This is a genomic window from Luteimonas sp. MC1750, from assembly GCF_016615955.1.
In the GTDB taxonomy this organism is placed as follows: Bacteria; Pseudomonadota; Gammaproteobacteria; order Xanthomonadales; family Xanthomonadaceae; genus Luteimonas.
The window spans coordinates 1193356-1215158 of sequence record NZ_CP067113.1 but is presented as its reverse complement, the minus strand read 5'-3'; the positions used below and the strand labels follow the sequence as shown (position 1 = coordinate 1215158).

At 71.9% G+C, this 21803-nt stretch carries 17 protein-coding genes, 1 tRNA gene and 1 pseudogene; 6 read left to right on the top strand and 13 right to left on the bottom strand.

Features of this window, described 5'->3' with window-relative positions; all coding sequences use genetic code 11:
* The first annotated feature begins 23 nt into the window (after positions 1 to 23).
* The 3 genes from JGR68_RS05735 (at position 24) to rnfB (ending at position 5753) form a co-directional block, all read left to right on the top strand.
* The gene (locus tag JGR68_RS05735) at positions 24 to 3053 is read left to right on the top strand and encodes a TonB-dependent receptor (protein WP_199361513.1); all 3030 of its coding nucleotides are present in this window, start codon (positions 24 to 26) and stop codon (positions 3051 to 3053) included.
* Positions 3054 to 3193: 140 nt separating this feature from the next.
* Positions 3194 to 5281: a methionine--tRNA ligase gene (metG, locus tag JGR68_RS05730; protein WP_199361512.1), complete on the top strand. Its 2088-nt coding sequence runs from the start codon at positions 3194 to 3196 to the stop codon at positions 5279 to 5281.
* Positions 5282 to 5288: 7 nt separating this feature from the next.
* Positions 5289 to 5753, top strand: a complete 465-nt coding sequence (rnfB, locus tag JGR68_RS05725; RefSeq protein WP_199361511.1) for an Rnf electron transport complex subunit RnfB — start codon at positions 5289 to 5291, stop codon at positions 5751 to 5753.
* Here the strand turns inward: rnfB and JGR68_RS05720 are convergent.
* The 6 genes and pseudogenes from JGR68_RS05720 to JGR68_RS05695 form a co-directional block, all read right to left on the bottom strand.
* Positions 5711 to 6739 carry a TraB/GumN family protein gene (locus tag JGR68_RS05720; RefSeq protein WP_199361510.1) on the bottom strand — a complete coding sequence of 343 codons (1029 nt, stop codon included), beginning with the start codon at positions 6737 to 6739 and terminating at the stop codon, positions 5711 to 5713. The genes rnfB and JGR68_RS05720 overlap by 43 nt on opposite strands.
* Before the next feature lie 47 nt (positions 6740 to 6786).
* Positions 6787 to 7773 (bottom strand): DUF1684 domain-containing protein, encoded by a 987-nt coding sequence (locus JGR68_RS05715; protein ID WP_234446604.1) that lies wholly within the window; start codon positions 7771 to 7773, stop codon positions 6787 to 6789.
* Positions 7773 to 9629, bottom strand: coding sequence for a DNA mismatch repair endonuclease MutL (mutL, locus tag JGR68_RS05710; protein WP_199361509.1), 1857 nt, complete (start codon positions 9627 to 9629; stop codon positions 7773 to 7775). Before mutL ends, JGR68_RS05715 begins: the two co-directional genes overlap by 1 nt.
* A 72-nt stretch (positions 9630 to 9701) precedes the next feature.
* Positions 9702 to 11267 (bottom strand): N-acetylmuramoyl-L-alanine amidase, encoded by a 1566-nt coding sequence (locus JGR68_RS05705; protein WP_199361508.1) that lies wholly within the window; start codon positions 11265 to 11267, stop codon positions 9702 to 9704.
* 162 nt (positions 11268 to 11429) lie between these two features.
* Positions 11430 to 11822, bottom strand: a pseudogene (tsaE, locus tag JGR68_RS05700) (tRNA (adenosine(37)-N6)-threonylcarbamoyltransferase complex ATPase subunit type 1 TsaE); the annotation flags it as partial.
* Between the two features lie 14 nt (positions 11823 to 11836).
* Complete coding sequence (locus JGR68_RS05695; RefSeq protein ID WP_199361507.1) at positions 11837 to 13333, bottom strand: NAD(P)H-hydrate dehydratase; 1497 nt, start codon at positions 13331 to 13333, stop codon at positions 11837 to 11839.
* Between the two features lie 22 nt (positions 13334 to 13355).
* Here JGR68_RS05695 and queG point away from each other — a divergent pair, with 22 nt between their 5' ends.
* Entirely contained in the window at positions 13356 to 14465 is a 1110-nt protein-coding gene (gene queG / locus JGR68_RS05690; RefSeq protein WP_199361506.1) for a tRNA epoxyqueuosine(34) reductase QueG, read from the top strand.
* Between the two features lie 200 nt (positions 14466 to 14665).
* On the opposite strand, the gene pgi is transcribed toward queG, so the two are convergent.
* From pgi to pcnB, 6 genes are all read right to left on the bottom strand, one after another.
* Positions 14666 to 16180 (bottom strand): glucose-6-phosphate isomerase, encoded by a 1515-nt coding sequence (gene pgi / locus JGR68_RS05685; protein ID WP_199361505.1) that lies wholly within the window; start codon positions 16178 to 16180, stop codon positions 14666 to 14668.
* A 3-nt stretch (positions 16181 to 16183) separates the two neighbouring features.
* Positions 16184 to 16564, bottom strand: coding sequence for an aspartate 1-decarboxylase (gene panD, locus JGR68_RS05680; RefSeq protein ID WP_199361504.1), 381 nt, complete (start codon positions 16562 to 16564; stop codon positions 16184 to 16186).
* Between the two features lie 314 nt (positions 16565 to 16878).
* On the bottom strand, positions 16879 to 17760 hold the full coding sequence (gene panC / locus JGR68_RS05675; protein ID WP_199361503.1) for a pantoate--beta-alanine ligase: 882 nt from the start codon (positions 17758 to 17760) through the stop codon (positions 16879 to 16881).
* Positions 17757 to 18587 (bottom strand): 3-methyl-2-oxobutanoate hydroxymethyltransferase, encoded by an 831-nt coding sequence (gene panB / locus JGR68_RS05670; RefSeq protein ID WP_199361502.1) that lies wholly within the window; start codon positions 18585 to 18587, stop codon positions 17757 to 17759. The genes panC and panB overlap by 4 nt, the downstream gene beginning before the upstream one ends.
* A gap of 82 nt (positions 18588 to 18669) precedes the next feature.
* Positions 18670 to 19158 (bottom strand): 2-amino-4-hydroxy-6-hydroxymethyldihydropteridine diphosphokinase, encoded by a 489-nt coding sequence (gene folK / locus JGR68_RS05665; RefSeq protein ID WP_199361665.1) that lies wholly within the window; start codon positions 19156 to 19158, stop codon positions 18670 to 18672.
* 2 nt (positions 19159 to 19160) lie between these two features.
* Positions 19161 to 20480 (bottom strand): polynucleotide adenylyltransferase PcnB, encoded by a 1320-nt coding sequence (gene pcnB, locus JGR68_RS05660; protein ID WP_199361501.1) that lies wholly within the window; start codon positions 20478 to 20480, stop codon positions 19161 to 19163.
* Positions 20481 to 20628: 148 nt separating this feature from the next.
* On the opposite strand from pcnB, the gene JGR68_RS05655 reads away from it, so the two are divergent.
* Both JGR68_RS05655 and fdxA read left to right on the top strand, forming a co-directional pair.
* A tRNA-Glu gene (locus tag JGR68_RS05655) sits at positions 20629 to 20704 on the top strand.
* Positions 20705 to 20867: 163 nt separating this feature from the next.
* Positions 20868 to 21191, top strand: coding sequence for a ferredoxin FdxA (gene fdxA / locus JGR68_RS05650; RefSeq protein WP_199361500.1), 324 nt, complete (start codon positions 20868 to 20870; stop codon positions 21189 to 21191).
* 79 nt (positions 21192 to 21270) lie between these two features.
* Here the strand turns inward: fdxA and JGR68_RS05645 are convergent, their stop codons facing one another.
* Positions 21271 to 21792 (bottom strand): hypothetical protein, encoded by a 522-nt coding sequence (locus JGR68_RS05645; RefSeq protein ID WP_199361499.1) that lies wholly within the window; start codon positions 21790 to 21792, stop codon positions 21271 to 21273.
* Between the last annotated feature and the right edge of the window lie 11 nt (positions 21793 to 21803).

Below are 21803 nucleotides of genomic sequence, written 5' to 3'. Positions count from 1 at the left end.
AGATCACCACCAGGGGAGTCAGCATGTCCAACCGCACCACTTTCAGGCGCAGCCGCCTGAGCGCGGCCTTGTTCGCCGCCATCGCACTGCCTGCCACCGGAATCGCATTCGCGCAGGATGCTGAGCAGGAGGCGCCCGCCAACGAGGCCGCCGCCGAGTCCGCGACCGACCTCGACCGCGTCACGGTCACGGGTTCGCGTATTTCGCGCGCCGGTTTCGTGACCCCGTCACCGGTCACCGCGATCACCGCCGAAGAGATCCGCACCACCGGCGCGGTGAACATCGGCGACCTGATGACCAAGCTGCCTGCGCTGTCGCCCAACTACACCCTGGGCAACTCGACGCGCTTCATCGGCACCGCGGGCCTTGGCCTGCTCGACCTGCGCGGAATGGGCACGGCGCGGACCCTGGTCCTCGTCAACGGCCGCCGCCACGTCGGCTCCAGCCCGGGCTCGACCGCGGTCGACGTCAACACGATCCCCACCGAGTGGATCGAGCGCGTGGAAGTGATCACCGGCGGCGCGTCGGCGGTCTACGGTGCGGACGCCGTCGCAGGCGTGGTGAACTTCATCCTCAAGCGGTCCTTCGACGGCTTCGAGCTGCGCGGCCAGACCGGCCAGGCCTCCGAGGGCGGCTTCGACCGCTCGTTCCTGAGCTTCTCCGGCGGCAGCGACTTCGCCGAAGGCCGCGGCTCGGCGGCGTTCTCGCTTGAATACAGCAAGCAGGACCGCTTCGGCCGCGGCGACCGGAGCATCGGCCGCGAGTACCGCGTCTCGGTGCCCAACCCGAACTTCGATCCGTCGCAGCCGCCCAGCCCGAGCAACCCGCAGACCGTGATTTCGGGCCCGGGTGGCAACCACGCCATTTCCTACGGCGGCACCTTCACGATCGGCAGCTTCAACCCGGCCAACCCGGCGACCTGGGCCAACCGCTACATCTTCGACACCGACGGCAGCTTCCGCCGGAACCGCTACGACGGCACCGTCGTCAGCGCCAGCTCCTGCGTCGACTGCGACTTCGCCGACCTCAATGCCGTGGCCGACCTGCAGCCGGCATTCGACCGCTTCAGCTTCAACACGGCGATCAACTTCGACATCAACGACAACCACCGGCTGTTCTTCGAAGGCAAGTACAGCAAGACCGAGTCGCAGTTCTTCGGCCAGCCGTCATTCGACCAGCCGATCCGCATCCGCCGCGACAACGCCTACATCTCGCCCGAACTGGGCGCGCTGATGGACGCGTCGGCGATCCCGACGCTCGACGGGCAGAAGATCCTGCAGGTGTCGCGCTTCAACGTCGACGCGGGCCGCCGCGGCGAGGACGTGGAGCGCCAGACCACGCGCGCGGTCATCGGCCTGGAAGGCTTCTTCGGCGAGAACTGGAGCTACGAGACCTCGGCCAACTACGGCCAGACCACCATCTCGCGCCTCAACGTCAACAACCGCATCAACGAGCGCTGGCACGCCGGCATGGACGCGGTTCGCGACCCGGCGACCGGCAACATCGTCTGCCGCACCACCCTCAACCCGAATGCGCTGAACCCGCATACCGGCACGGTCTACTCCACCTTCGCCCGCACCGGCTGCGTGCCCTTCAGCACCTTCGGCAACGGCGCGATCAGCCCCGAAGCCGCGGCGTGGTTCAACACGGACTCGCTCAACACCTCCAAGCTCGAGCAGCAGGTGCTGACCGCGTCGGTGTCCAACAGCGCGCTGTTCACGCTGCCGGCCGGTGACGTCGGCTTCGCCGGCGGCGTCGAGTACCGCAAGGAACGCAGCCAGGAGAACACCGATCCGCTGGCGGCCCTGGGCCTGACCTTCCTCAACGCCATCCCGAGCCGCGGCGGCGAGTACGACGTGACCGAGCTGTTCGCCGAGACCACGATCCCGGTGCTGGCCGACCTCCCGGGCGTCGAGCGCCTGGCGATCGACCTGGCCGGCCGCTACTCGGACTACAGCACCATCGGTTCGGCGGTGACCTGGAACGTGGGCCTCGACTGGACGATCATCCCGTCGCTGCGCTTCCGCGCCACCCACGCGCAGGCGGTCCGCGCGCCGAGCATCGGCGAGCTGTTCAACCCGCAGTCGCAGAACTTCGCGACCATCAACGACCCCTGCAACTACCTGACCACCAACTCCAACCGCCCGAACACGGCGCCTGACGTGGCACTGCGCCAGGCCAACTGCACGGCGCTGGGCATCCCGGTGGGCTGGGTCGACACCTACTCGGCGAACCGCCCCGGCGTGAGCGGCGGCAACCCGAACCTGGCCGAGGAAGAGGCGGAGTCGGTGTCGTTCGGCTTCGTCTGGCAGCCGGAGTTCGTCGAAGGCCTGGGCGTCTCGGTCGACTACTGGCGCATCACCCTGCACGACGCGATCGGCGCCGTCACCGCGCAGACCAACGCGACCCGCTGCGTGGACTCGCCCGGCGGCATCGACAACAAGTTCTGCAGCTTCATCACCCGCGCACCGGCCGGCGGCTACACCGATCCGCAGGGGCGGGACTTCCCGGCGTACAGCATCACCAACTGGATCGCGCTCAACGAGAACCTGGCCAAGTCCCGCCGCGTCGGCGTCGACCTCGAGGTCGACTACCGCTTCGAGGCGTTCGGCGGCAACAGCACGCTCCGCTTCGTCGGCACGCGCCTGATCCAGTCGCGCGAGTGGGCGTTCCAGGACTTCCCGGACGAGTTCCTCGAGTACGTGACCTACGTGCAGGATCCCCGCTGGCGCGCGCAGCTCAACGGCACCTACCGCCGTGGCAACTGGCGCGGGTCGTGGGACCTGAACTACGTGGACGGCAACCTCCGCGTGACCCCGGCGAGCTACAGCTCCAACCCGGGTTCCACGAGCCCGATCCGCAACGGTTCGTGGGTCTATCACAACATGCAGGTGGGCTACAAGTTCGCCGACAGCGGGCTTGACCTGTACCTGGGCGTCGACAACGTGTTCGACAAGGATCCGCCGCTGAACTACTTCGGCGCCGACATCCCGAGCGCGCTGTACGACAACATCGGTCGCTTCATCTACGTGGGCGCGACCTACAAGTTCTGATCACCCGCACCACGTCCACGGGAAGGCCCGGCGAAAGCCGGGCCTTCTTTGTTTGCGGCAGGCCTTCCCGGCTTCCGGCGCGCTCCGGGCGCCTTGCCGGCCCATGCGATAATCCCCGGCCTTCCGCACGCAGTCCTGCCATGCCCCGCCCCGCGCTCGTCACCAACGCCCTGCCCTATGCCAACGGTCCCCTGCACATCGGCCATCTGGTCGGCTACGTGCAGGCCGACATCTGGGTGCGCGCGCGGCGGATGGCCGGCGGCACCGTGCACTACGTCTGCGCCGACGACACCCACGGCACGCCGATCATGCTGGCCGCGGAAAAGGCCGGGACCACGCCGGAGGCCTTCGTCGCCGGCATCCAGGCCGGGCACGAGCGCGACTTCGCCGACTTCGGCGTCGCCTTCGACAACTACGACTCGACCCACTCCGCACGCAACCGGGCGCTGACCGAGGACATCTACCGCCGCCTCGAGGCCGCCGGACACGTCAGCCGGCGCTCGGTGGCCCAGCTCTACGACCCGGTCAAGGGCATGTTCCTGCCCGACCGCTACGTCAAGGGCAACTGCCCGCGCTGCGGCACCGCCGACCAGTACGGCGACAACTGCGAACACTGCGGCGCCACCTATTCCCCGACCGAGCTGCTGCAGCCGTATTCGGTGGTCAGCGGTGCGACGCCGGAGCTGCGCGAGAGCGAGCACTTCTTCTTCGAGCTGGCGCACTTCGAGGCCTTCCTGCGCGACTGGCTGGCCGGCGACGTGGCCGTGCCGGGGGTCAAGGCCAAGCTGCTCGAGTGGGTCGACGGCGAAGGCGGCCTGCGCGCCTGGGACATCTCGCGCGACGCGCCCTACTTCGGCTTCGAGATCCCGGGCCACCCCGGAAAGTACCTCTACGTCTGGATCGACGCGCCGATCGGCTACCTGGCGAGTTTCCAGGCGCTGTGCGAGCGCGAGGGCCTGGACTACGCCGCGTTCACCGCGCCGGGCAGCACGGCCGAGATGCACCACTTCATCGGCAAGGACATCGTCAACTTCCACGGCCTGTTCTGGCCGGCGGTGCTGCAGGGCAGCGGCCATCGCGTGCCGACGCGCCTGCACGTCAACGGCTACCTGACGGTCGACGGCGCCAAGATGTCGAAGTCGCGCGGCACCTTCGTGATGGCGCGGACCTGGCTCGAAGCGGGGCTTCCCGCCGAGGCGCTGCGCTACTACTTCGCGGCCAAGTCGGGCGGCGGCGTCGAGGACATCGACCTCAACCTCGCCGACTTCGTGGCGCGGGTGAACTCCGACATCGTCGGCAAGTTCGTCAACCTCGCCAGCCGCTGCGCCGGCTTCGTCGGCAAGCGCTTCGACGGCCTGCTGGCGGCCGAGCTGCCGGAGCCCGAAATGTACGCACGCTTCGTCGCCGCCCTGGCACCGGTCCGCGTGGCCTACGAGCGCAACGAGCCGGCCAGCGTGCTGCGCCAGGTGATGGCGCTGGCCGACGAGGCCAACCGCTACATCGACGAACGCAAGCCCTGGGTGATCGCGAAGCAGGACGGCGCCGAGGCCGAGCTGCAGGCGGTCTGCACCCAGGGGCTCAACCTGTTCCGCGTGCTGGCGGGTGCGCTGCGGCCGGTGCTGCCGGAGATGGCGACGCAGGTGGAAGCCTTCCTCGGCGCGCCGCTGGCGCAGTGGGAAGACCTCGACGCGCCGCTGCTCGCGCACCGCATCGCCAGCTACCAGCCGCTGTTCACCCGCATCGACCCGAGGCAGGTCACCGCCATGATCGACGCCAGCAGGGATGACCTGAAGCCCACCACGACCGCGGCGCAGGCGCCAGCGCCGGCGCCGGCCAGTGCGGCCCCGGCCGCTTCTGCGGGCAAGACCGGCACCGCTCCCGCTGCCGGTGGCGTCGCCACCATCGGCATCGACGACTTCGCCAGGCTCGACCTGCGCATCGGCCGGGTGCTCGCCTGCGAATTCGTGGACGGCTCCGACAAGCTGCTGCGCTTCGAACTCGACGCCGGCGAGCTCGGCACACGCCAGATCTTTTCCGGCATCCGCGCCAGCTACGGCGATCCGTCCGCGCTCGTCGGGCGCAGCGTCGTGTTCATCGCCAACCTCGCGCCGCGCAAGATGCGCTTCGGCCTGAGCGAAGGGATGATCCTGTCGGCGGGCTTCGACGGCGGCGCGCTCGCCCTGCTGGGCGCCGACGACGGCGCCGCGCCCGGGATGCCGGTGCGCTGAGCCCCGGATGGGCGCGCGCGACATCGACGCCCTGGTCGAACGCCTCGACCGCCTGCTGCCGCAGACCCAGTGCGGCCAGTGCGGCTACGCGGGCTGCCGTCCCTATGCCGAGGCGATGGCCGCCGGCGCGGCGCAGGTCGACCGCTGTCCGCCCGGCGGCGATGCCGGCGCCCGCGCGCTGGCGCGCCTGCTCGGCGCGCCGCCCCTGCCCTATGACCGCGCCCTGGGCGAGCACCGCCCGCCCGAGGTCGCGCTGGTGGTGGAAGCCGACTGCATCGGCTGCACCAAGTGCATCCAGGCCTGCCCGGTCGACGCCATCATCGGCGCCAGCAAGCGCATGCACGTGGTGCTGGAACCGCTGTGCACCGGGTGCAGGCTGTGCGTGCCAGCCTGCCCGGTGGACTGCATCGTGATGCTGCCGGCCGCGCCTCAGGGCGTGGCGCAGGCCGAGCACACGCGCTCGACCGCGTAGCCCTTCGCGCGCAGCTTCTCGACCACGCCGTCGTCGCCCAGCAGGTGCATGGCGCCGACGACGACCAGGGTGTCGTCCTCGCCGTCCTCGTGCAGGCGCGCCTCCAGCTTCGGCAGCCAGGCATCGTTGCGCTCGACGTTGATCGCGCGATAGAGCTCGGGGAAGTCGCGGCGCAGCTCGGCCACGGTGCCGGCGAGGATCGCCTCGACGTCGCCGGCGCGCCAGGCGGCGTGCAGCGCCAGGGTCTGGTCGGCGCCGGCTTCAGCCTGGTCCAAGGCCTGCTCCAGCATCTGCAGTTGCTCCCCGTCGTCCATGCCGTCGAGGAAGGCGATCTGCTGTGCCCCGGTTTCCAGCCCGGTCGCCGGCTTCTGCGCCTGGTGCGCCAGCCCGCCCATGTGCGCGTCGAGGCCAAGCGCGGGGTCGAAGCCGATGCCCATCATCTGGCTGATGGTCACCATCATGCCGACGAACCAGGGCTCGAAGCGCTGCAGCACCTCGACCGTCATGCCGGTGGCCGCCAGCTGCGCGGCGTTGTCCCGGCCCCAGCTGGCGAGCTTGGCGGCGAGCTCGGGGCCCAGCTGCTGGTCCAGCGTGCTGCCGTCGGTGCGCATCGCGGCCTGGGCCATCTGCAGGCCGAGCTGCGGCGAGGCCATTTCCTCGGGCGCCATCTCGAACACCAGCTTCTCCGCGTCGGCGAAGGCCATGTCGACGTCGCGCGACAGCGGATAGTCGCCAGGCAGCAGCAGGTGGAAGGACCCGAGCAGGTACAGCGAGTTGTCCGCGTCGGACACCTTCCACAGCAGCGGCACCGGCGGCGCCGTGGCGGCCGCGGGGAGCACCGGCGTCGTCGCGGGGGCGCTGCCGGCTGCGGACCGGGAGCCCGGGGCCTGCGGGCTGGCCAGTGCGGCGGCGGTGCAGAGCGCCACCGAAGCGGCGAGCGCGGCGGCGAGGACGGAAGACGGGGTGCGCGTGCGGGTGTCGGTCATGGGCTTCCTTTCAGTGGTCGACGGGTCGGCTGGCCACGCCGGGCGGATCAGGTGGCGGGCTTGGCGTAGGCGCGCTCGCCGGCGGTCACCGCCAGGTCCAGGCGGTTGTCCGGCGGTGGCAGCGGACAGGTGGCGAAGGCGGTGAACGCGCAGGGCGGGTTGTAGGCGCGGTTGAAGTTGAGCATCACCCGGCCCTGGGCGTCGGGCGCAGCGGTATCCAGGTAGCGACCGGCGCCGTAGCTGCCCTGGCCGCTGGTGCGGTCGGCGAGCACCAGGAACAGGCCGCCTTCGCTGCCTTCGAGCGCTTCCAGGCGGTAGTCGCGGCCGTCGCGCGTGAACTCGACCGCGCCGGGATTGGGCATCGCGTCCACGCCGCCGACGATGTTGGCGATTTCGATCGTGCGGCCCGCGGGGTGCGGCGTGAACCGGCCTTCCAGCACCCAGCCGGCGTCGATCGGCCAGTGTTCGATCGCGCCGAAGCCGGTGCGCGCCGGCGCGTCGGCGTGCTTCACCCGCAGGGCGTGACGCTCGCCGCGACGGATCAGCGACAGGCGCCCGCGCCCGTCGTCGAAGCGCAGCTCGGACGGCTCGTCGGCGCGGTCGTCGTGCAGTTCGATGCGGCCCTTCACCGGCTGCTCCCCGGCGCTGACCGCCACGCCGCGCTCCGGCGTGAAGTACACCCGGCCAGCTTCGCGCTGCACCAGGCCAAGCTTTTCCGGGCCCAGGGCCAACCGGATTCCGCTGGTCGCACTGCTGCCGACGTAGTGGGCGCGCAGCTCCAGCCAGTGGAGGCCGACCAGGCTGGTCCAGCCATCCTCGGCCAGCAGCCCGGCCCGCCGGGCCTGCCGCCACTCCGCTTCGGAGGCGGCGAAGGCGGCGCTGGCCTGCGGCGCTGCGCCGGCGGCGGCGGCGTCGGCGTTGGCGTTGGCGTCGGAGCCGGTATCGGACGTCTCGCCGCCGCAGGAAGCAAGGGAGGCCAGGGCCATGAGCAGGCCGGCCGCGGCGCAGGCCGCGCGCGGGATGGATCGGGTCATCAGCGTCCCCTCAGGAACCAGCGGTCGATATCGGCAAGCGGGATGCGCGTCCAGGTCGGACGGCCGTGGTTGCACTGCCCGGAGCGCTCGGTGGCCTCCATGTCGCGCAGCAGGGCGTTCATTTCGGCAATCGTCAGGCGGCGGTTGGCGCGCACCGCGCCGTGGCAGGCCATGGTCGAAAGCAGTTCGTCGCGGGCCGCGCGCACGCGCCGGCTTTCGCCGTGCTCGCGCAGGTCGGCGAGCACGTCGCGCAGCAGGGCTTCGGTGTCGCCCTGCGCGAGCAGCGCGGGCACGCCGCGCAGCAGCAGCGACTGCGGTCCGGTGCGGGTGACCTCGAAGCCGAGTTCGGCCAGCGTCGCCGCCTCGCGCTCGGCGATGTCGGCCTCGCGCTCGCTGACCGCCACCGCCTGCGGCACCAGCAGCGGCTGCAGGCGCAGGCCGGCGCCGTCATGCGCGTTCTTCAGCCGCTCGTAGCCGATGCGCTCGTGCGCGGCGTGCATGTCCACCACGACCATGCCGTCGGCGGCCTCGGCCAGGATGAAGATGCCGTGCAGCTGCGCGACCGCGAAGCCCAGCGGCGGAATGCCGTCGTCGCCGGTCGCGGGCATGGCCGTCGTGCCCGGCATCGCGTCCGCTCCCGCCGCGGCCTGTCCGAAGGCGCCGGGAGTCCCTGCGCCATAGAGCATCGCCATCGCGTCGCGGGTGGCGTCGTCGCGCAGCGACAGGCCCGGCTGGCCGGCCACCCGCGCGGCGAGCTCGCGGCCCACCTGCGCCTGCGTGCTGACCGCGGCCACCAGCGGCGCATTGCCTGCGCGCGTGGCCGACAGCGCGTCGTGCAGCGCGCGGTAGACGAAGTCGTGGACCATGCGCGCGTCGCGGAAGCGGACCTCGTGCTTGGCCGGATGCACGTTGACGTCCACCCGCGCCGGGTCCAGTTCGAGGAACAGCACGTAGGCCGGCTGGCGGCCGTGGAACAGCACGTCGGCATAGGCCTGCTTCACCGCGTGCGCGATGCTGCGGTCGCGCACCGCGCGGCCGTTGACATAGAGATACTGCTGGTCGGCGCTGGCGCGCGAGTACGTGGGCTGCGCGATCCAGCCGTGCAGGCGCAGCGCGGGCGCGGCCTCGCGGCCGTCGTCGGCGGGACGCGACGTGGTGGCGTGCTGCACGCGCAGCGCCGACTGTGCGAACGCCTCGCCCAGGGTTTCCACCAGGCGCGTGGCGCCATCGTCGAAATCCAGCCGTTCCTCGCCGCCCCCGCGGTAGCGGCGCGACGGCTTGCCGTTGTGCGCGACGCGCAGCTCGACGTCGGGTCGCGCCAGCGCCAGCGAGCGCAGCCATTCCTCGATGTGCCCGAGCTCGGTGCGCTCGGCGCGCAGGAACTTGCGCCGCGCCGGCACGTTGTAGAACAGGTCGCGCACCTCGACCGTCGTGCCCTGCGGATGCGCGCTGGGCGTGACCTCGCCGACGCGGCCACCGTCGACCTGCAGGGTCGCGCCATGTCCGGCGCCGGTGCGGCGCGAGCTGAGGGCGAAGCGGCTGACCGACGCGATCGACGGCAGCGCCTCGCCGCGGAAGCCGAGCGTGGCCACCACCTCGAGATCGTCGAGCGAGGCGATCTTGCTGGTGGCGTGGCGCGAGACCGCGAGCGGCAGCTCGTCGGGCGGAATGCCGAGCCCGTCGTCGCGGACGCGCACCAGGCGCACGCCGCCCTCCTCCAGGTCGATGTCGACGCGGCGGGCACCGGCGTCGAGCGCGTTCTCGACCAGTTCCTTGACCACCGACGCAGGGCGTTCGATGACCTCGCCGGCGGCGATCTGGTTGACGAGGGTGTCGGGAAGCTGGCGGATGCTCAAGGAACTGCGATCACCCGGCAGGTGCGCCGGGCCGGTATGGGCCAACCCCGATGATAAGCGAGGCGCGTGCCCTCAGCGGCTGCCGCCGCTGGCACCGGTGGACGATGCGCCGCCCGACCCCGCGCCCACCGCGAACAGCGTGCCGGGCGGCGGCTGGCTGGTGAAGTAGGTCTTGACGCCGTCGAGCACCGCGCGCGCGACGTTCGCCTGGAAGGTCGGGTCGATCAGCCGGCGTTCTTCTTCCGGATTCGACAGGAACGCGGTCTCGACCAGCATCGCCGGCATGTCCGAGGTGCGCAGCACGGCGAAGTTCGCCCGCTCGATATGCGGCTTGTGGTTGTTTCCGATGCGCTTGAGCCCCGCCAGGATGTGGTTGCCGGCATCCTCGGAGGCCTTCATCTGGCCGCTCTGGGTCAGGTCCAGCAGGACGTTGGTCAGCGTGCTGTCCGAGGTCGCGACCTTGCCGCCGCCGATCAGGTCGGCCGCGTTCTCCTTGTCGGCGAGCCAGCGCGCGCGCTGCGACGAGGCGCCCTTGAGCGACAGCACGTAGACCGAGGAACCCTTGGCGTTGCGGTTCTCGGCCGCGTCCGCGTGGATCGAGATGAACATGTCCGCGCCGGCTCCGCGCGCCAGCTGCGCGCGGCGGTTGAGCGGGATGAAGACGTCGGCGTCGCGGACCAGGTGCGCCTTGAGGCCGGGCGTGGCGTTGACCTGGCGCGCCAGCTCTCGGGCGATCGCCAGAGTGATGTCCTTTTCGCGCTTGCCGGTGGGGCCGACCGCGCCGGGATCCTGGCCGCCATGGCCGGCGTCGATGGCGATCACCAGGGGCCGCGCGCTGCGGGCGGCCGCGGCCTGCGCGGCGCTGCTGCGCGGCGGCGGGACGGGCTGCGCGGCGGGCTCGCGCTGGACCGGCGCGGGGACGCCAGTGGCAACGGTGGTCGGCACCGCCTGCCGCGGCGACGGGTCGCCCGATGGCTGCGGCCGCTGCGGCGATGCCGTGGACGTGGCCGCGGGCGCACTGGCGCCTGCGGCGGGAAGGCTTGCGATCAGGCGCGAGGTGGCGTCGGCGGACGCCCGCGCGGCGGCCTCCGGCGTGGGGGCGGGCTCGACGGCTATGGCGCTGGACTGGCTCGCGGCGGCGATGCGCGCGATCGGGTCGGCGGGAGTAGTGCCGGCACCCGCCGCTGCGGCGCGGCCCGCGGGCGCGGCGGTCGCGCCGGCCGTCGCCGGACCATGGTCTCCCGGCCACTCCAGCACCAGGCGGACGCCATCAGCGCCCGACTCGAAGCGCGGCTTGAGCGCGACCACCGGCATGGCGAGGTCGAAGACGATGCGCGTGGTGCCCGGCGCAGGCTGGCCGGTGCGGACCGACGTGACCACGCCGGCGCCGGCTGGAGGCGAAACCCGTTGCGCCAGTCGGCTGCCGGGGAAATCGACCACGAGGCGATCGGGGCCGGAGAGCGGAATCAGCCTGTACTCGGCTTCGGCATCGAGCTTCAGCTCCGCGCGCGTGCCGGTCGGCCCGGCGCTGAGCCGCAACTCGTTGATTTCAGACGCCCTGGCCAGATTCCAGACGAGGGCGGCCAACAAGGCCGCACCGAGCAGGAGTTGCTGGAGGTGGATTCCCCGTACGCGCATGGGCTGAAGTGAAGCACCCCGCGACGATCTTTGCAACACGTTTTCCTTTAGGAATCCGTCACCTGCCGTCCATTCCTCTGGCTACGGTTCAGGAAGCCGCCGCAAACGACAGGCATCTTCGAACGCGGCCAGCCAGCGGCCGCCCGCATCGCCGTTGAAGGACAGTCGGCAGCCGCGACCGGTGCCGCTGACCTCCAGCTCGACCTGCAGGTCGGGGGCCGGCAGCGCGCCCAGGCCGCGGTCGGGCCATTCGACGAGCCACAGGCGGGCGTCGGCGTCGTCCAGGCCCAGGAATTCGAGCTCCCCCGCATCCCCGATGCGGTACAGGTCGAGGTGCAGCGCCTCCCCGCCGCCGGCCAGCGGATAGCGCTCGACCAGGGTGTAGGTGGGACTGCGCACCGGACCGGTCACGCCGAGGGCGCGCAGCCAGGCCCGCGCGAGCGTCGACTTGCCGGCGCCGAGGTCGCCATGCAGGTGCACGACGGCCATGGCGGGCTGGGTCGACGCGAGCGCGGCGCCCAGCGCGCCCGTCGCCTCCGCATCGACCAGGGACAGATGGCGGGTCGTGCTCACGGCGTCGCCTCCACGTGGCGCAGCGCCGAGATCAGGTCGCTGGGCAGCAGGCCGCGGGAGCCGCCTGCGCCGGCGGCCCGATCGCCGGCCACCGCGTGCTGAAGCGCGCCCGCCACCGCCGCATCGGCCGCCGCCAGGCCCTGCGCACGGAGCGCGGCGATCACGCCGGTCAGCGCGTCGCCCATGCCGCCGACGGCCATGCCGGGGTTGCCGGCGTCGATGATCCACGCGATTTCGCCGGGCGCGGCAACCACGGTGCCCGCGCCCTTCAGGACCGCCACGCAGCCGAAGCGGGTACACAGCGCATGCGCGGCGGCGAGGCGGTCGTGCTGGACCTCCGCGACCGACTTGCCGAGCAGGCGCGCGGCCTCGCCCGGATGCGGGGTGAGCACGGTGTCCGCTGGCAGGCTGCGCGGGCTGGCCGCCAGCAGGTTGAGCGCGTCGGCGTCCACGACCAGGGCGTGCGCGCCGTTGAGCGCCGCGCGCAGCATGCCGACGGCCCACGCGTCACGCCCGAGTCCGGGACCGATGGCGCAGACGTCGGCGCTGGCCGACAGCCGCACCAGGTCTTCCGGCTCCTCGATGGCATGCGCCATTGCTTCCGGGGTCCGCGCCAGCAATGGCGCCACGTGGGCGGCGCGGGTGGCGACGCTGACCAGGCCGGCGCCTGCGCGCAGTGCCGCTTCGGCCGCCAGCAGCGCCGCGCCGCCCATGCCGTGGTTGCCACCGGCCACCAGCACGTGGCCGGCGCGGCCCTTGTGTGCAGTGCGCTCGCGTACCGGCAACAGGGCCTGCAGCGCCCCGGCTTGCAGGCGCCAGGCGGCCGGACTGACGCCGTCGAAGCTGCCCTCGGGCAGGTCGAGCGCCGCCATGTCCAGCGCGCCGACGTGGTCGAGCGCGGGACCGGTCGAGAGTCCGACATGGTTGGCGATGAACTGCAGCGTGCGCGTGGCGCGCAGCGCGGCGCCCGGCACCCCGCCACCGCCGGCCGAAACACCGGTGGGGACGTCGAGCGCCAGCACGTCGGTGCCGGAGCCTGCGATCGCGGCCACCAGCGCGTCGATGCCGGCATCCGTGCGCCCGTCGAAGCCGATGCCGAACAGCGCGTCGACCACCAGGTCCGCTTCCGGCAGCGCGTCCGGCGCGGCGAGCGCCATGCCGCCGGCCTCCACGAACGCCGCGCAGGCGCGACGTGCCAGCGCGCTGCGCGGCGCATGGCCGGCGGGATGCAGGGCCGTGACGTCGCGACCGGCCTGCAGCGCATGCAGCGCGAGGACATAGCCGTCTCCGCCGTTGTTGCCAGGGCCGCAGGCCACGACGATGCGCCGCGCCTGCGGCCAGTGCCCGAGCAGGCAGCGCCAGGCCGCCGCGCCGGCGCGTCGCATCAGCTCGTCGCCGTCGCCATCCAGCAGCGCGATCGCCTGCGCCTCCACCCGGCGGACCCCGGCGATGTCGTACAGCGGCGTGGCGGCGTCGGCGCGGGAGGCGTACATGCGCGGATTCTATACTTCAGGCATGTACCCGCCTTCCGACGATGCCGGTGTCGCGCCCCCGGGCGCGCTGCGCACGGCGACTCCCGACCCCGCCGCGCTGGCCGCGCGGATCCGCGAGCTGGTGAGGGAGGCCGGCTTCCAGCGCTGCGGCATCACCGGGATCGACCTGGGCGACGACGAAGGACACCTGCGCGCGTGGCTGGCGCGTGGCTTCCACGGTTCGATGGACTGGATGGCGCGGCACGGCGACAAGCGCTCGCGGCCGCAGGAGCTCGTGCCCGGCACCATCAGCGTGCTCTCGGTGGGACTCGACTACGGGCGGCGCGACGACGTCGAAGCCTGGGAGACGCTGGCCGACGGCGAGCGCGCATACGTCGCCCGCTATGCGCTCGGACGCGACTACCACAAGCTCATGCGCAACCGCCTGCAGAAGCTGGCCGATCGCATCGCCGGCGAAATCGGGCCATTCGGCCACCGCGTCTTCGTCGACTCGGCGCCGGTGCTCGAACGCGCGCTGGCGCGCAACGCCGGGCTGGGCTGGATCGGCAAGCACACCTGCCTGATCGACCGCGACGGTGGCTCCTGGTTCTTCCTCGGCGAGATCTACCTCGACGTCCCCCTGCCGCCCGACCCGCCCGCAACCGCACATTGCGGCAGCTGCCGGCGCTGCATCGAGGTCTGCCCCACGCAGGCCATCCTCGGGCCGAACGTGCTGGATGCGCGCCGCTGCATCAGCTACCTCACCATCGAGCACGAGGGCGCGATCGACGAGGCGCTGCGGCCGCTGATGGGGAACCGCATCTTCGGCTGCGACGACTGCCAGCTGGCCTGTCCCTGGAACAAGTTCGCGCGGCGCAGCGACGAGCCGGACTTCCGCGCGCGCAACGACCTCGACACCGCGAGCCTCGCCGACCTGTTCGCCTGGGAGGAAGACGAGTTCCTGCGCCGCACCGAGGGCACCGCGCTGCGCCGCAGCGGCCACGCACGCTGGCTGCGCAACATCGCCGTGGCGCTGGGCAACGCGCCGACCACGCCCGATGTCATCGCCGCGCTGGAGACGCGCCGCGACCATCCGGATCCGGTGATCCGCGAACACGTCGGATGGGCGCTGTCGCGCCACCGGGGCCGCTGATCGCGACGACCAGATCGGGATCACTCGATCGCGACCACTCGATCGCGACCACTCGATCGCGGCCAGCTGATCGGAACCACTCGATCGCGACCACCTGCTCGGGACCACCTGTAGGAGCGGCTACAGCCGCGATGGCGCAGGAGCTGCGGCCAGCGTGATCGCGGCTGTAGCCGCTCCTACAGGGCGATGCCGGCCGCGCGTCAGCTCCGCGCGCGGATCTCGTCGATCAGCGTGCGGGTCACCGCGTCGCCGGCATCGGCTTCCCCGCGCACGGCCGGCAGCAGTTCGCCCGCGATGCGCTTGCCGAGCTCCACGCCCCACTGGTCGAAGGCATTGATGCCCCACAGCACCGACTGGGCGTAGACGCTGTGTTCGTACATCGCGAGCAGGGCGCCGAGCGAATGCGGCGTCAGCGCGTCGAGCAGGAACAGGGTCGAGGGACGGTTGCCGGGATAGGCCTTCTGCGGATCCTCGGCGGCATGGCCATTGCCCAGCGCTTCCGCCTGGGCCAGCAGATTGGCCAGCAGCGCCTCGTGGTTGCCACGGTGGCCATGCGCCGGGCGCACCACGCCGATGAAGTCGGCGGGCACCACGTCGCTGCCCTGATGCAGGGCCTGGAAGAAGCTGTGCTGGGCGCCGGTACCGGCGCCGCCCCAGACCACAGGAACGGTGGCCACGCCGGGGACGCGGCCGTCGCTGCGCACCGATTTCCCCAGGCTTTCCATCACCAGCTGCTGCAGGTAGTCCGGCAAGCGCGCCAGGCGCTGGTCGTAGGGCAGCACCGCCTGCGTCGGCAGGTCCAGCGCATTGCGGTTCCACACCGCCACCAGCGCGTGCAGGATCGGCAGATTGGCTTCCAGTGGCGCTTCGACGGCGTGCGCATCCATCTCCGCCGCGCCGGCCAGCAGCGCCGCGAAGCCCTCCATGCCGATCGCCAGCGCGATCGCGAAGCCCACCGTCGACCACAGCGAATAGCGCCCGCCAATCCAGTCCCACATCGGCAGCACGCGCGCGGAATCGACGCCGAAGGCTTCCGCCGCCGGCACGTTGGCACTGACCGCGTACAGCCGCTCGCCCCCGCCCAGCCAGTCGCGCACCAGCGCGCCGTTGAGCAGCGTCTCCTGGGTGCCGAAGCTCTTGGACACCAGGATCGCCGCGGTGCGGGCGGGATCCAGCCCGCGCAGCGCGTGCTGCACCTCGCTGCCGTCGACGTTGCTGACGAAGTGCAGGCGGAAGCGGCCGTCGTTGAAGTCCTTCAGCGCGTCGACCGCCAGCCGCGGACCCAGGTCGGAGCCACCGATGCCGATATTGATGATGTCGGTGACGCCGGACGCGCGCAGCCCGTCGACCAGGGCTGCCATGCGTTCGCGCGCGGCCAGTGCTTCAGCGTGCGCGGCGCGTGCCACCCCGCCGTGGCCAATGTCCGAACGCAGCGCCGTATGCAACGCCGGACGCCCTTCGGACGCGTTGACCTCGGCACCGTCGACCAGCGCGCGCATCGCCAGCGACAGGCGCACGTGCCCGGCGAGCTCGCCCAGGGTGGCGAGCGTGGCGGCGTCCAGGCGCTGGCGCGCGAAGTTCGCATACACCGGGCCCACGCGCAGCGACATCGCGCCAGCGCGCGACGGGTCGGCGGCGACGAGATCGGGGATGCGTGCGCCGGCGAGGCGTTCCGCGTGGTCGAGGAACTGCCGGACCAGCGCTTCCCCGGCCATGCCTCAGGCGGCCTGTGCCGGGATGGCGTCGTTGGTGTGGGTCATCCGGTTCTGGCGGTCGACGTAGACCAGGCTGGGCTTGAACTTCGCCGCCTCGGCTTCGTCGCAGGCGCCGTAGGCGCAGATGATCACGAGGTCGCCGGGTTCGGCCTGGTGCGCGGCGGCGCCGTTGACCGAGACGATCCCGCTGCCGGCTTCGCCGCGGATGGCATAGGTCGCGAAACGCTTGCCGTTGTTGATGTTATAGATCTCGATGCGCTCGTACTCGCGGATGCCCGACAGGTCGAGCAGGCGGCCGTCGATCGCGCAGGAGCCTTCGTAGTGCAGCTCGGCGTGGGTGACGGTGGCGCGGTGGATCTTGGCTTTGAGGAGTGTCAGGAGCATCGTGGGGGACCGCTGGCTGCCGGCGCTCCGGCGTCAGGCGCGGATTCTACCGGAAGGCGCACGCCGCCCCGGCGGCGCGAGGCGCAGCGTACGGCCATGCCCTTGGCCGCGATTCAGCCGCGTCCAGCACGCGCCCGCTGTAGGAGCGGCTATAGCCGCGATTGCACAGACGCTGCGGCCAACGCGATCGCGGCTATAGCCGCTCCTACAGGTCGAGTGGCCGGACGCTGCGGCCAGGGTGATCGCGGCTGTAGCCGCTCCTACAGGTTCACGGGGCGGACGCTGCGGAGGGACGGTTGCGGCTGCAGCCGCTCCTACAGGTTGGGGTGCGCGCTGAATTCGAGGTTGTCGATCAGGCGCGTGCGGCCAAGGCGTGCTGCCACAAGCGCCACACGCTGGCCGTCGTCGCCCGGCGCGGGCGCGTCCGGCGGCTCCACCAGCAGCGGCGTGCGCAGCACCGCGTAGTCGACGGCGAAGCCGGCCTGCTGCAGTCGCGCGGTGGCGTCGGCTTCGGCCTGGCGCCAGCCCTGCCCGGCCTGCAGCGCGTCGCGCATCGCCAGCAGGGCGCGGTGGATCTCCGGTGCCTGCGCGCGCTCGTCCGCCGACAGGTACTGGTTGCGCGAGCTGCGCGCCAGGCCGTCGGCCTCGCGGACGATGTCGGCGCCCAGCAGCTCGATCGGGAAGGCAAGGTCGCGGACCATGTGCCGGATCACCGCCAGCTGCTGGTAGTCCTTGCGCCCGAACACCGCGACATCGGGCCGCACCTGGTTGAACAGGCGCGCGACCACCGTGCACACGCCGTCGAAATGCCCGGGGCGGTGCGCGCCGTCGAGCACGCCGGTGATGCCCGGCACCTGCACCCGGACCGCGCGCGCCGTGCCCAGCGGATACATCGCGTCCAACGACGGCATCCAGGCCAGGTCGCAGCCGGCGGCCGCGAGGCCGGCGACGTCGTCCTCCGGCGTGCGCGGGTACTGCTCGTAATCCTCGCCGGGACCGAACTGCGTGGGATTGACGAAGACGCTCGCGACCACGCGGTCGGCATGCGCGCGCGCCAGCCGCACCAGGCTGTAGTGGCCGTCATGCAGGTTGCCCATGGTCGGCACGAAGCCGATGCGCAGGCCCTCGCGCTTCCAGTCGTCGATGCGCGCGCGCAGTTCGTCCGGCTTGCGCACCACCGCGATCGCCCCGCTCATGCGTAGGAATGCGCGGCGTCGGGGAAGCTGCCGTCGCGCACCGCGGCCACGAAGGCACGCGCCGCGCCGGCGACCGAGCCGCCCTCGGCGAGGAAATCCCTGACGAACTTCGGCCGCCGGTGGCCGGAGTCGAGTCCGAGCATGTCGTGCATCACCAGCACCTGGCCGTCGCAGCCGGCACCGGCGCCGATGCCGATGGTCGGCACCGCGCTGTCGCGGGTGATCGTGGCCGCCAACGGCGCCGGCACGCCTTCGAGCACGATCAGCGTCGCGCCGGCTTCGGCCACCGCGCGCGCCTCGTCGCGCAGCCGCGCGGCCGCGGCGTCCTCGCGTCCCTGCACCTTGAAGCCGCCGAAACGCAGCACCGACTGCGGCGTCAGGCCAAGGTGCGCGCAGACCGGGATCTCGCGCTCGACCAGGAAACGGATCACCTCGAGCTTCGGACCCGCGCCTTCCAGTTTGACCATCTGCGCGCCGGCCTGCAGGAAGCGGGTCGAGGCGTCGAGCGCGCGCGCGGGCGTCGCGTCGGCCTGGAACGGCAGGTCCGCCACCAGCAGCGCGTGGGTCAGTCCGCGGGCAACGCAGGCGGTGTGGTAGGCGATGTCGTCGACCGTCACCGGCAGCGTCGACGTGCGCCCCTGGACCACCATGCCGAGCGAATCGCCGACCAGGATCAGCTCGACACCGGCGGCATCGAACACCCGCGCGAAGCCGGCGTCGTAGGCGGTCAGCATCGACAGCCGGTGCCCCGCGGCGCGCGCGGCGGCCAGCCCGGGTACGGTCATCGGGCGGCGGACGTCGTGTCCCTGGTCGGCGGTCTTGCTCATGGCGTCATGCATCCGGGGGTGTGGGCTGGGCACGCCATGTTACGCCCGCCATCTTTCGCCCGCGCCCCTGCACCGATCCCGCTCAGGCCGGAACGATGCCACCCGTATCGATGCCTTCGAGCAGGGCGGAAACCCGACCGAGACCCGGCACCTCAAGGTCGGACGCGACCTCGGCCAGCGGCACCAGCACGAATGCACGCCGGTGCAGCTGCGGGTGCGGCACCACCAGGCCCGGTGCGTCGATGACGGCATCGCCGTACAGCAGCAGGTCGAGGTCGAGGGTCCGTGGGCCCCAGCGGCTGCCGTCGCCCGCGCGTTCGCGTCCGTGTGCCCGTTCGATCCCGAGCAGCGCGTCGAGCAGGTCGCGGGGCGCCAGCGTGGTCTCGACCAGCGCAGCGGCATTGATGAAGTCCGGCTGGGCCTCCACGCCCCAGGCCGGCGTGCGGTAGAAGCGCGAGGCGGCCAGCAGGCGCGTGCCGGGCAAGCCGTCGAGCGCGACCAGCGCCGCCTGCAGCACCGCCCCAACCTCCCCGATGTTGCCGCCGAGGCCGATGCAGGCCCGGAGCGGCATGCTCATCCCGCGGTGGCGGTCGTCGGACGGCGCCGGCGCCGGCGCGGCGTCCGCGCCGCGTCATCGTCGTCGCCGGCCGGCGTGTGCGCGATCGCCATGTCGGGATCGAGCTGGGCCTCGCGCCAGAACGCGATGTCGTCGGCGTGCTCGTCCGACCCGGCCTGGCGCACCTGCAGGAAGTCGAAGGCGGCGCGGAAGCGCGGATGGGCCAGCATGCGCATCACCCGCTTGCGCTGGCGCAGGCCGAAGCGCGACTGCAGCAGCCAGATCTCCTGCATCGGCACCGAGAACCGGCGCGGCAGCGCCACCGCCTGCAGTTCGTGCACGGTGACCCGGTCGGCCGCCCGGCGCTGGGCATCGGCCGGCGGCACGTCCTGCGCCTGCAGCATCATCAGCGTGCGGCAATAGGCCGGCCACAGCAGCAGGGCGAACAGGAACGCCGGCGACACCGGCTCGTCGCTGGCCACCCGTGCATCGGTGCCGCGCAGGCCTTCGAGCACCACGGCGCGCAGCGCGCCGCTGCGGTTGGCCTTCATCGCCGCGGCCGCTTCCGGCAGCAGCGCCGGCAGCAGGCCGTGGCGCTCGAGACCCTCGAAGCTGGCCGCGGCGTGGCCGGACAGGAACATCTTCAGGCACTCCTCGAACAGCCGCGCGGGCGCGGCTTCCGACAGCAGGGGCGCCAGCGCGCGGATCGGCGCCGCGGTCGCCGGATCGATGTCGAAGTCGAGCTTCGCCGCCAGGCGCACCGCGCGCAGCATGCGCACCGGGTCCTCGCGGTAGCGGGTCTCCGGATCGCCGATCAGCTTCAGCACGCGGTTCTGCACGTCCTCGAAGCCGCCGACATAGTCGCGGACCGAGAAGTCCTCGATGGTGTAGTACAGGGCGTTGGCGGTGAAGTCGCGGCGCACCGCGTCGTCCTCGACCGTTCCGTACACGTTGTCGCGCAGCAGGCGGCCACCCTCGTGTGTCTCGCGGTCGCCGCTGCCGTCGTCGACGTTGGCGCGGAAGGTCGCGACCTCGATGATCTCGCGGCCGAAGACCACGTGCGCCAGGCGGAAGCGCCGGCCGATCAGCCGGCAGTTGCGGAACAGCGCCCGGACCTCTTCCGGCGTGGCGCCGGTGGCGATGTCGAAATCCTTGGGATGGCCACCGGCCAGCAGGTCGCGGACGGCGCCGCCGACCAGGTAGGCCTCGTGCCCGCCTTCACGCAGGCGGTACAGCACCCGGAGCGCGTTGGGGCTGATGTCCTTGCGGGAAATGGTGTGCTGTTCGCGCGGGATCGCCCGCAGGACCGGTGCGTGGGATGAAGTGTCGTTGGGCATCTGCGAAAAAGTACCTGCTCGGGTTGCCCAGCGGCAGCCTGTCGTTGCTATACTAGCAAGCTCGCAGGGCTGCATGGCCTTTGCGGGCCGGTTGTCCAGCCGGCGCCGCGCTTCCGGGAGTCCCCCGGGCAGCACGGCACGCTCCACTGCTCCCTTCGTCTAGAGGCCCAGGACGTGGCCCTCTCAAGGCTAAAACACGGGTTCGAATCCCGTAGGGAGCGCCATATCCCCAGGGCCCGCGCCGGCGACGTCGCGGGCCCTGTCCGTTCTGGTCACTGACTCAAGTCCCTGACCGTCGGTCCGCGACCACGACCGCGCGGATCATCCGCATCGTCGGCGCTACACTATGCGCGCCCCGGACAACCCGCGCAGCGAGCCCAGCGAACCATGCCCTTTGTCGTCACCGAGAACTGCATCAAGTGCAAGTACACCGACTGCGTCGAGGTGTGCCCGGTGGACTGCTTCCATGAAGGGCCGAACTTCCTGGTCATCGATCCCGACGAGTGCATCGACTGCACCCTGTGCGAGCCCGAGTGCCCGATCAACGCGATCTATGCCGAGGACGACGTGCCCGCCGGACAGGAAGGCTTCGTCGCCCTGAACGCCGAGCTGTCCAAGGAGTGGCCGGTGATCACCACCCGCCAGGAGCCGCTGCCCGGCGCCGAGGACTGGGACGGGAAGCCCGGCAAGCTGCCGCTGCTGGAGCGCTGAGACGCCGTCAGCTCCGGGCCGGCCGGACATGCAAAAGGCGCGGCCAGGGCCGCGCCTTTCGCGTTCCAGGGGAGCGGGATTACTGCGCCAGCGCCGCGCGCAGCGCCTCGATCACCCGCACCGCGTGCTCGCCGGTCGCCGCGACGCCGCGCGGGTCGACCGCCGAGACGTAGCTGCCGGAGTCGGTCTGGCTGACGCGCACCAGGAACTTGCTGTCGCCGGCGTCGACGTCGTAAGTGCCCAGCAGCTGGGCCTTGCTGACCACGGTCACGCCTTCGATGCCGGCCAGGATCGGCTCGATGCGACCGAAGGTCTCGTCGCGCGACGCGGACACGGTGAAGCCGTTGGACGCCTGCGGAGTCGCGGCGGCCGCGGTCATCCCCGAGCGGGTCACGCTGGTGGTGCCGGTGGCGGGCACGGCCATCGCCGAGCTGGTGTCCGGACGGTCGAGGTCAGGCGGCACTTCCAGCGGGCGGTCCTGCGGGGCGGCGGCGTAAACCGCGGTGTCCTTGCGGAACCAGCTGCAGCCGGCGGTGGCGACCAGGGTCGCGGCGATGGCCACGGCAAGCGCCGGGCGGAACATGGAACGGGAAGGCTGCATAGCTGTCTCCT